This is a genomic window from Bradyrhizobium sp. (assembly GCF_035701725.1).
In the GTDB taxonomy this organism is placed as follows: domain Bacteria; phylum Pseudomonadota; class Alphaproteobacteria; order Rhizobiales; family Xanthobacteraceae; genus Bradyrhizobium.
Genome location: NZ_DASSRP010000394.1, coordinates 1 through 9381 on the forward strand (window position 1 = coordinate 1; position 9381 = coordinate 9381).

General features: G+C 63.2%; 9 protein-coding genes and 1 pseudogene. 9 read left to right on the forward strand and 1 reads right to left on the reverse strand.

The annotated features are described in order from the left end of the window. A pseudogene (locus VFL62_RS23710) lies at positions 1–371 on the forward strand (ABC transporter substrate-binding protein); the annotation flags it as partial. A 17-nt stretch (positions 372–388) separates the two neighbouring features. After that, positions 389–1492: an Ldh family oxidoreductase gene (locus tag VFL62_RS23715; RefSeq protein WP_325174829.1), complete on the forward strand. Its 1104-nt coding sequence runs from the start codon at positions 389–391 to the stop codon at positions 1490–1492. A gap of 22 nt (positions 1493–1514) precedes the next feature. Here the strand turns inward: VFL62_RS23715 and VFL62_RS23720 are convergent, their stop codons facing one another. Next, on the reverse strand, positions 1515–2432 hold the full coding sequence (locus VFL62_RS23720; protein WP_325174830.1) for a GntR family transcriptional regulator: 918 nt from the start codon (positions 2430–2432) through the stop codon (positions 1515–1517). Between the two features lie 207 nt (positions 2433–2639). Between VFL62_RS23720 and VFL62_RS23725 the strand changes: the two genes are divergently transcribed. The 7 genes from VFL62_RS23725 to VFL62_RS23755 all read left to right on the forward strand — a co-directional run. Further along, on the forward strand, positions 2640–3533 hold the full coding sequence (locus tag VFL62_RS23725; protein WP_325174831.1) for an ABC transporter substrate-binding protein: 894 nt from the start codon (positions 2640–2642) through the stop codon (positions 3531–3533). A 177-nt stretch (positions 3534–3710) separates the two neighbouring features. Further along, on the forward strand, positions 3711–4436 hold the full coding sequence (locus VFL62_RS23730) for an amino acid ABC transporter permease (RefSeq protein ID WP_325174832.1): 726 nt from the start codon (positions 3711–3713) through the stop codon (positions 4434–4436). Between the two features lie 24 nt (positions 4437–4460). Then, positions 4461–5195 carry an amino acid ABC transporter ATP-binding protein gene (locus VFL62_RS23735; protein ID WP_325174833.1) on the forward strand — a complete coding sequence of 245 codons (735 nt, stop codon included), beginning with the start codon at positions 4461–4463 and terminating at the stop codon, positions 5193–5195. A 21-nt stretch (positions 5196–5216) separates the two neighbouring features. Continuing rightward, on the forward strand, positions 5217–6380 hold the full coding sequence (locus tag VFL62_RS23740) for a M20 family metallopeptidase (RefSeq protein ID WP_325174834.1): 1164 nt from the start codon (positions 5217–5219) through the stop codon (positions 6378–6380). A 4-nt stretch (positions 6381–6384) separates the two neighbouring features. Then, positions 6385–7500, forward strand: a complete 1116-nt coding sequence (locus VFL62_RS23745) for a mandelate racemase/muconate lactonizing enzyme family protein (protein ID WP_325174835.1) — start codon at positions 6385–6387, stop codon at positions 7498–7500. Next, on the forward strand, positions 7493–8665 hold the full coding sequence (locus tag VFL62_RS23750; RefSeq protein ID WP_414644825.1) for a M24 family metallopeptidase: 1173 nt from the start codon (positions 7493–7495) through the stop codon (positions 8663–8665). The genes VFL62_RS23745 and VFL62_RS23750 overlap by 8 nt, the downstream gene beginning before the upstream one ends. Positions 8666–8695: 30 nt before the next feature. Further along, on the forward strand, positions 8696–9381 hold a 686-nt coding region (locus tag VFL62_RS23755), incomplete at its 3' end, for a dihydrodipicolinate synthase family protein (RefSeq protein ID WP_325174837.1).

The window sequence follows — 9381 nt, forward strand, 5'->3', positions numbered from 1 at the left end:
ACCAGGTGCTGAAATCCTACGACACGCTTGGCGCCAGACACACCAACGGCGTGCTGATTGCGTCCAGGAAATTCCACGACGCAAATCCGAAAATATGCGCCGCAGTCATCGCCGCCTTCGAGGAGGCCGACGCCTTCATCAAGGCGCACCCGCGCGACGCCGCGCAGACCTATCTGAACGTGACCAGGGACAAGATTGCGCTCGACGAGCTCGAGAAAATGGTCGCCGACCCCGACGTCGATTACACGACGACGCCGATCAGCATCATGAAGATCGTCGATTTCATGCACGAGGTCGGTCGCATCAGGAAGAAACCGGCTTCGTGGAAGGACATGTTCTTCCCCGAGGCCCATGGACTGAACGGCAGCTAGAACAGACGGCGATGATGATGGCACAAGCGGCAAATGCGGATACCCCGACCGGCCCATTCTACGTTGATGCCGAGGCCGCCGAAGCTTTTGGACGAAGGCTTCTGGTCGCGCACGATCTGCCGAAGGAAGATGCGGCGATCGTGGCCCGCTGCCTGGTGAAGGCGGACCTGCGTGGTGTCGACACCCACGGCCTGCAGACGTTGCCGCATTATCTGGAGCGCGTGCGGCGCGGCTTGATCAATCCGCGACCAAGCCTGAAGGTCGAGCGGGTGACGCCGATGGTTGGCGCGCTCGATGGAGAGAACGCCTTCGGCTTCGTAGTGGCCACCAAAGGCATGGCTGAAGCCATCGAGATGGCGCGCGAGTTCGGGGTCGGCATCGTCTCGGCACGACGCAGCACGCACTTCGGCGCGGCCTGCAATTATGCGCTGCAGGCGATGGATGCCGGTTTCATCGGCATAGTCTTCACCAACGCCTCGCGCGCGATGCCGCCATGGGGCGGCCGCGAAGGCCTGCTCGGCACCAGTCCGATTGCGGTCGCCGCGCCCGCCGGTCACGAAACCCCGTTTGACCTCGACATGTCGCCCGCCGTGGCCGCGCGCGGAAAAATCCGCCGCGCGGCGCGGCGCGGGCAGCCAATCCCGCTCGGCTATGCGCTCGATGCCAAGGGCCGCCAGACCACCGATCCCAACGCCGCGCTCGATGGGGGGACGGTGCAGCCGATCGGCGGACCGAAGGGTTCGGCGCTCGCGATGCTGATGGACGTGATGGGCGGCGTGATTTCTGGCGCGGCCTTCGCCGGCGACGTGCGCAATCACTTTGAGGATTACGATGCGCCGCAGAACGTCGGTCATTTCATCATGGCGATGAGACCCGATCTGTTCGTCAGCCGCGATGAATATATGAAGCGCATGGATACGCTGGTCAAACGCGTGCACCTTAATCCGACCGCGGAAGGCTTTGACGAGGTGATCATGCCGGGGGAGCGCGAGCGCCGCTTGGAGGCGCAGCATCGCCGCACCGGCGTTCCCTTCCATGCCAAGGAGGTCGCCGCGTTGCAGGATGCCGCCGCCAAGGCCGGGCTCCCGCCACTGCCGGTCTCCAAAGCCCCGTTGAATTAAGCGTCGCGTGCGACCGCCGGCTTCAACGGCTTGTCGGAACGGCCTCTGAGTGTTTTGCCGCGGCCTGTGCGGAGGCCAGCGCCTGCTGGAGATGCGCATGCATGCGCGTGGAGGCCAGCGCGAAGTTTCCGGAGGCCACAGCTTCGATGATCCCAAGGTGTTCACGGCACCATTCCCGCACGCGGCGGCTATCGAAATAGCTGCCGAACTCCAGAAGTCGCCGCAGCCGGTTTTGCGATTGGACCGCCTGGGAAAAAAATGCGTTGCCGCTCGCCTCGGCACACATTTCATGAAACGCCGCATCGGTTTCGAACAGCTGCATATTGTTGACCGAAGCGATGTTCGGGTGAGAGGCGAGATAAAGATGCTGGAGCCGCATCCGCTCGATCGCGGCGTGGTCCGGCTTGAACGTGGGCAGCAGAAAGCCGGCCGGCTCGAGCGTCAGGCGAAACTCGTAGCTCGCCAGTAGCGAGGTGAGAGTATCGAGCGTCGGCGCAAAGGTCCAACCATGGCCATGGCTGCGTGTAACAAGGCCATCCTCGGCCAGCCGCGACAACGTGCGTGCCACCGCAAGGCGGTCGACCTCGTAGCGGCGCGCGATGTCGCTTTGCGTGAAGAGAGTTGGAACCCGGTTCGCGAGGCGGTCACGAACGAGCCTCGAATAAAGCTCTTCATCAACGGTCGAGGGAATTTCGATTTCGATGCGGTGCAGTTCATCGAACGCCTGGCGCAGAAAGAACCCCTGGTTCTTGCGGGTTTCGACGATGCCGCGTTCGGCGAGCAGATCCAGCGCCGAGCGGATCGGCGTGCGCGAGACGCCGATGAGATCGGCAAGCGGTTGTTCGCGCAAGTGATGGCCCGGCTCCATCCGCGCGTCGCGGATCACGTCCAGAATCTGGTTGGCAAGGCGAAACCGGGTTTGTTGGGTTGATCGAGCCATGGGCCGCAAGCCGAAGGTGCTGCTGTTATCGTATAATTCTGTTCAGAAAATACAATATATTCGACTGCGGGAATGGGGAGAAGGGCCAACGGCTTGCGCTGTTGAACAAGCTTTAATCGCGAGCTGCTGCGGAATAGGGCTTGACGGCACGACAGACAGGATTGCACATTATAACACAATAAAACAATTAACCGACGGGGAATTGCCATGCCACGCCCGCGCATAGAGCCCACTTTCCGAAGCTCGCGCTCCGTCGGAGCGGGAAAGTTTCACAACGCCCGCAAAGCGATCGGCCTTCGTCACCTCGCGCTTCTGGGAACCCTGTCGTTGCTTTGCGCCGGCGAGGCGACAGCCGCCGATCTCTCCGCCGCCACGCTGGTGGAAAAGGGCGCCCTGACTTACGGCGTCGCCGCGACCTTCTCGCCGTTCGAATTCACCAAGGATGGAAAGCTCGCCGGGTTCGACATCGACATGATCGGCCTCCTGAGCAAGAAGCTCGGCGTAACCACCAATCCGATGAATATGGAGTTCAAAGGCCTGATCGTCGCGCTGCAGGGCGGCCGGCTCGATATGATCAATTCGGCGATGTACATCAACGACCAGCGGGCAAGCCAGGTCGACTTCGTCCCCTATCTCAAAATCGGCAGCCTCGTCATCGTGCAGGCCGCCAATCCATCGAAGATCACCGGCCGCGACGATACGCTCTGCGGCAAGACCGTCGCCGTGACGCTCGGCGGCATTCAGGAGAGCTACGCGCGCGCCGACGACAAGCGCTGCCGCGACAAAGGGCTTGCCGGCGTGACCGTGATGACGATGCCGACCGCGCAGGATTCCGCGCTCACCGTCCGGCAGGGGCGCGCCGATGCCTTCTATAACTCGACACCCGGCGCGGTCGAGTTGATGGACAAGGTCCCGGGCGTCTATGCGGTCGCGGGTTCGGAGTTCGAAAACACCACGCGGATCGGCATGGCGGTTCGCAAGGGCGACGCGGCAATGAAGGCCGCGCTCGAAGCGGCGCTGAAGGAGATCGTCGCGGACGGGTCGTACAAGAAGCTGATCGAAACCTGGAAGTTTCCGCAGTCGGTGTCGCTGTTCGACTGAAAGGGCGGGTACCGCCGATCTGAAGTCCCGGCGCCACATGCTGCGAGTTCAATCAGGGACGCTAGATCGACAAGGCGTTGCTGGAATCGATACGTTTGCGAGTGCCCATGACCTTTCCGAAGTTCGGGACGTTGGGCGCCGCGAGGAAGCACGAAGCTCGGAAAGTGGGCGCTAGCCATGTCGGTTGATCTCGTTTTCCACTATCTGGTCTCGCCGAATTTTATCCGCGGCGCGGGAATGACGCTGCTGCTCACGGTCGCATCGCTGTTCTTCGGCATCGTGATCGGCCTCGTGCTGGCTTTGATCCAGGAAAGCCGGACGCGGATCGGACGGCTCTTTACGCTGAGCTATCTCTGGCTGTTCCGCGGCACGCCGGTGCTGTTCCAGATCATCTTCATCTATAACGTGCTGCCTTCGTTCGGCATCAGGTTGTCGGCGTTCGTCTGCGCGGTGCTGGCGCTGTCGCTGAACGAGGGCGCCTATATGGCCGAAATCCTGCGCTCGGGATTGCAGGCCGTGAAGAAGGGGCAGCGCACCGCCGGCCTCGCGCTTGGCATGACCACCGGCCAGATGATGCGCCTCGTCGTGATTCCGCAGGCTGCGCGCATCGTGCTGCCGCCGATCGGCAACCAGATGATCGGCATGCTGAAGTTGAGCGCACTGGTCTCGGTGATCGCGGTCGAGGAGCTGCTGCTTGTGGCCAACCAGACCGCCAGCGCCGACTTCCGCTACTTCGAGGCGCTGACCGCAGCCGGCATCTACTACCTCGTGATGACGACCGCTTTCATGGCGTTCCAGGTTCTGATCGAGACCATGCTCGACCCCAAGAAGCGCCAGCGGATGCGGCGGGTCACACTCACCGAGCGGATGCTCGGGGTCTCTGAATCGTTCGCCACGCGCTAACAACGCAAGGGACCAGCGCCAGTCATGCCGCATCTGCTCGAAATCGTGGGCGTCAACAAGAGCTTCGGTGCGACGCGGGTCCTGAAGAATTGCAATCTCAACGTCGACCCAAAGGAAACAGTGGTCGTGATCGGACCGTCCGGCTCCGGCAAATCCACCCTGCTCCGCTGTGTCAATCTGCTGGAGGGGCTCGACAGCGGCGACATCTTCTTCGAAGGCGAGAACGTCACCAAGAGCCGCAAGCCGGCGCATCTGTTGCGCCGCCAGATCGGCATGGTGTTCCAGAATTTCGAACTGTTCGGCCATCTTTCGGCAATCGAGAACATCATGCTCGCGCCGGTGAAGATCCTGGGCCTCAGCCGCAACGATGCGCACGACATCGCCAGCGATCTCCTGCGCAAGGTCCAGATCCCGGAGAAAGCGGATTCGTTTCCGGATGAACTGTCTGGGGGTCAGCAGCAGCGCGTTGCGATTGCCCGCGCGCTCGCCATGAAGCCCAAGCTGATGTTGTACGACGAGCCGACCTCGGCGCTCGATCCCGAAATGATCCGCGAGGTGCTTGATGTCATGACCACGCTGAGCGCCGAAGGCATGACCAGTATCGTCGTGACACACGAGATGGGCTTTGCGCGCCGCGCCGCGGATCGGATCGTGTTCATGGAACATGGCGAGATCATCGAAAGCGCCGACAGCGATCACTTCTTCAACGGCACAGTCAACGAACGCGCCCGGCGCTTCCTCGACCAGATCCTGCACTGACACCGTTCGGAACGCTCAACCATGTCCACTTCCCCCGACGTCGCCCGCATGAAGCGTGAACTCGCAGAGCTGATTGCGATCGACACGCAAAACCCGCCCGGACACGAAGCCAAGGCCGCACACCACGTGCGCGATATCCTGATGGCCGAGGGATTCGCGGTCTCGCTCCAGGAGTACAAGCCGGGACGCATCAACGTCGTCTCGCGACTGGAGAATGGCGCCGGCCCGGTGTTTGCGTTCAACACCCACATGGATGTCGTGCCGGTCGGCGACGGCTGGGCCTCGGACCCGTTTTCACTGAAAGAGGCCGACGGCCGGCTTTATGGACGCGGCGCCTGCGACTGCAAAGGTCCGCTGGCTTCGATGCTGGAAGCCATGCGCATGCTCAAGGCGCAGCGCGCGGCGTGGTCGGGCACCCTGCTCGGGGTCTTCGTCGCCGACGAAGAAATCGCCAGCGAGGGCGCGAAGTTCTACGCCGCAGGAAAGCCGAAGATCGATGCCGCCGTGATCGGCGAGCCGACCTCGAATGCGACGTTCTCGGCCCACAAGGGCTCGCTGCGTCCCGTCGTTCGCGTGCACGGCGTCGCCGCGCATTCCGGCACCCCGCATCTTGGCGACAACGCGATCTATCGCGCCGGCGAACTGCTTGGCCTCATCGCCGAGCACCACGACAAGGTGGTGCGCCATCGGAAGCATCCGCTGGTCGGGGCGGCAAGCCTCACCGTGACCCGGATCAACGGTGGCCACGCCGACAACGTCGTGCCGCAGGCCTGCGATCTGCTACTCGATCGGCGGATGGTGCCCGGCGAAAAAGACGAGGCGGTCAGGCAGGAGTTTGCCGACCTGCTTCAGCTCGCGCATCAGCGCTTCGGCCTGCGCGCCGAGATTATCGATTACAAAGCGACGACCGGCGGCGCGACCGAGACGCCGATCGACCGGCCGATCGTGCAAGCGAGTCTCGCCGCAAGCCGCGCCCATGGTGTCGCCAAGCCGGGGCCTTATGGCTTTCAGGGCGGCTGCGATCTCGTGCATTTCGCCAGTGCCGGCGCCGAGGGAACGGTGATCGGTCCGGGCGACCTCGCCGTCGCGCACAAGCCCAACGAGTTCGTGCCGGTGGACGAGTTCGTCACCTCAAGCCTCATCTACCGCGACGTCGCCCTCGCCATGCTGAAGAATGGGGCCTGAAGCATTGCGCGCATCGCTTCATACGGCGGATCTTCACTACGGCGGCAATCTGCTGCTGCATACGGCCTCGTCCGGCAGCATCTTGCAGCTTTCGGAGCTCTACCTGCGCCTTGATGATGGCGCGACCGTCGGCGTCGGCGAGGTCCGGGTCAACATTGCCTATCTCAACGGCTACGCACCGCAGACCGTCATGGAGGCGGCGGTCGCGGCGGCCACCGCGATCGACTGGACGCGCGATGCCGCCGAGCTTCTGGCGACGATGCCGGATTGGGGCGCGAAGCTGATCGCACCGGTGCGGGCGCTGATCGATTGCGCGCTCCATGATCTCGTCGCCCGCCGCGGAGGCATCAGCGTTGCAGCCTCGCTCGTTGCAGGTCCGGTCGGCGGTTCCACAAAACAAATCGTCTGGCCGACCAACCAGACGCTGTTCGTCTCCTCCGAGGACACGTTTCTGGCGCAGGCGCAGGCTTATGTCGACCGTGGCTTCCGTGATCTGAAGGTGCGCGTCGGCGCGGGCCACTTTTCCGAAGACCTGCATCGAATCGCGGCGTTGCGGGTGAAATTCGGCGATCAGGTCAAGATCGCAGCCGACGCCAACGGACGCTGGTCCGAGGCCGAGGCGCTCGACAATCTCAGGGCGCTCGAACTTTTTGACGTCGTCTATGTCGAGCAACCGGTGGCGCCCGGTGACTGGCGCGCGATCGACCGCCTCGCAACGCAAAGCCCGATTCCGATGATGCTGGATGAAAGCGTCGCGGGCGCGGACGACGTCGCGCGGATTTGCGGCTACGGCGGCAAGATCTATGCGCATCTGAAGCTCGTGAAACTTGGCGGCATAGCACCAACGATGCGGGCCGCGCGAGAACTCGCGCAAGCCAGCGTTCCGTTCATGATCGGGCAAATGAACGAAGGCGCGGCGGCGACGGCCGCGACGCTCCATGTCGCCTGTGCGACCTCGCCCGCATTCGCGGAGCTCTATGGCGCCGACGGGCTGATCGACGATCCTGTTTCCGGCATCTCCTATGAGGCCGGCACCGTGCGGGTGAACAACGCGCCGGGCCTTGGCGTCACCTTCAATCCCGCAACCACCCATTCAATCGGAGACTATGGACATGGATAGTGCAGGCGTCGCCCAAGGCGCGGAATCGGCGTTCCCCAAGACGGAGTATGACGGACGCGTTGCGCGGGCGCGGCAGCTACTGGAAGCAGCCGGCATCGACGTCATGATCGTGACCGGGCCTGAGAACATCTTCTATCTCACCGGTCAGCAAACGCCGGGCTACTATACGTTCCAGGCGCTGGTGCTGCCGGTCGACGGCGAGCCGGCCTTCGTGATCCGCCAGCTCGAATATTTCAACTTCATCGCCAACACCTTCATTTCCGGCGCGCAGGTCTATGGCGATGGCGACCAGCCGGTGAATTTCCTGGTCAATGTCATCAAGTCGCGCGGCTGGGCCTCCAAGCGCATTGCCATCGACAAGCGCGGCTGGTTCTTGCCGATCGCCACCTACGAGGCGCTACGCGAACAGCTCGGCGAGATCGGCGATTCCGCCGGCATCATCGAACAGCTGCGCATCGTCAAGTCCGCCGCTGAGCTCGGAAAGATCGCGACCGCGGCGACCTATGTCGATGCCGGCATGCGCGCCGGGCTCGCCGCCATCAAGCTCGGCGGCAGCGACAACGATCTCGTTGCGGCCATGATGGGCCAGGCGATCGCGGCGGGCTCCGAATATGTCGGCATGGAGCCGCTGGTTTCCGTCGGCCGCCGTACCGGCGTCCCGCATGGCACCTGGCGTCGTGGAAAGATTGCGGCCAACGAACCCATCTTCCTGGAAATGGCGGCCTGTCACGATCGCTACCACGCCGCGCTGATGCGATGCGCCTGGCTCGGCGATGCGCCGCAAATTGCGATCGACATGGAGCGGACCTGCCAGGATGGCTTGCAGGCGGCAATGGATGCAATCAAGCCCGGCGAACCCTGCGCCGCGCCGCATCTGGCCTGTCAGGCCGTCATCGACCGCGCCGGCTATACCGAAAACTTCAAGAAACGCGCCGGCTACAGCATCGGAATTTCGTTCGCGCCCGACTGGGGCGAAGGCGGCATCCTGAGCCTTTATACCGGCGTCACCACCGAGCTTAAACCCGGCATGACGTTCCACATCCCTGTGGCGGTGCGGATCTATGGCCGGTTCACAGTCGGTGTCAGCGAGACCGTGGTTGTCACGGACAAGGGATGCCGCGCGCTCGGCAAGACCGATCGTCCGATGCTGCGGCTCGCCGCCTGATCGCCATCGCAAGAAACACAAGGACCAGAAATGAAGGATATCGACGAGTGTCAGGCGCGGCTGCGCGGCCTGTTCAACATCACGGTCACGCCGTTCAAGGCGGATGGCAGCTTCGACTTTGCCGGCCTCGCCCGCAACATGGAACGGGTGATCGCCCTTGGCTTTGACGGCATACTGATCGGCGGCACTTACGGCGAGTTTCCGGCGATGTCGACCGAGGAGCGCGCCACGTTGTTTCGCCGGGTCATGGACATCGTCGGCGACCGCGTGCCAGTGATGCTGTGTACGGCCGCCTCCGATGTTCGTGTCGTCCGCGAATTGACCGGGCTTGCCGGCGACCTCGGCGGGCTGCCGATGGTGACGCCGCCTTTCGTATCCGAAGTGACGGATGCGCAAATCGTCGCCTTCTTCCGCGACGTGGCGCCGCTATCGCGTACCGGTGTGCTGGTCTACAACGCGCCGGGCATCGGTATCACGCTTTCCCCTGACGTCCTGGAACAGCTCGCCGATATCTCCGGTATCGTGGGCGCCAAGCAAGGCGACCTTTCGCCGACGGCGATCGATCAGATCGCGAACCGGATCGGCGGGCGCATCAAGCTGTTCTGCGCCTCCGACCTGGCATTTCTCGGGCCGATGATGTGCGGCTTTGACGGCATCTCTTCGACCAATAGCTGCGCCTTGCCCGAGCTTGTTCTCGGCACCTATCGCGCGCTGGA

Coding starts and splice junctions, on each gene's coding strand:
- VFL62_RS23715 (WP_325174829.1), top strand. CDS start 389: ATGGCACAAGCGGCAAATGCGGATACCCCGACCGGCCCATTCTACGTT.
- VFL62_RS23720 (WP_325174830.1), bottom strand. CDS start 2,432: ATGGCTCGATCAACCCAACAAACCCGGTTTCGCCTTGCCAACCAGATT.
- VFL62_RS23725 (WP_325174831.1), top strand. CDS start 2,640: ATGCCACGCCCGCGCATAGAGCCCACTTTCCGAAGCTCGCGCTCCGTC.
- VFL62_RS23740 (WP_325174834.1), top strand. CDS start 5,217: ATGTCCACTTCCCCCGACGTCGCCCGCATGAAGCGTGAACTCGCAGAG.
- VFL62_RS23730 (WP_325174832.1), top strand. CDS start 3,711: ATGTCGGTTGATCTCGTTTTCCACTATCTGGTCTCGCCGAATTTTATC.
- VFL62_RS23735 (WP_325174833.1), top strand. CDS start 4,461: ATGCCGCATCTGCTCGAAATCGTGGGCGTCAACAAGAGCTTCGGTGCG.
- VFL62_RS23750 (WP_414644825.1), top strand. CDS start 7,493: ATGGATAGTGCAGGCGTCGCCCAAGGCGCGGAATCGGCGTTCCCCAAG.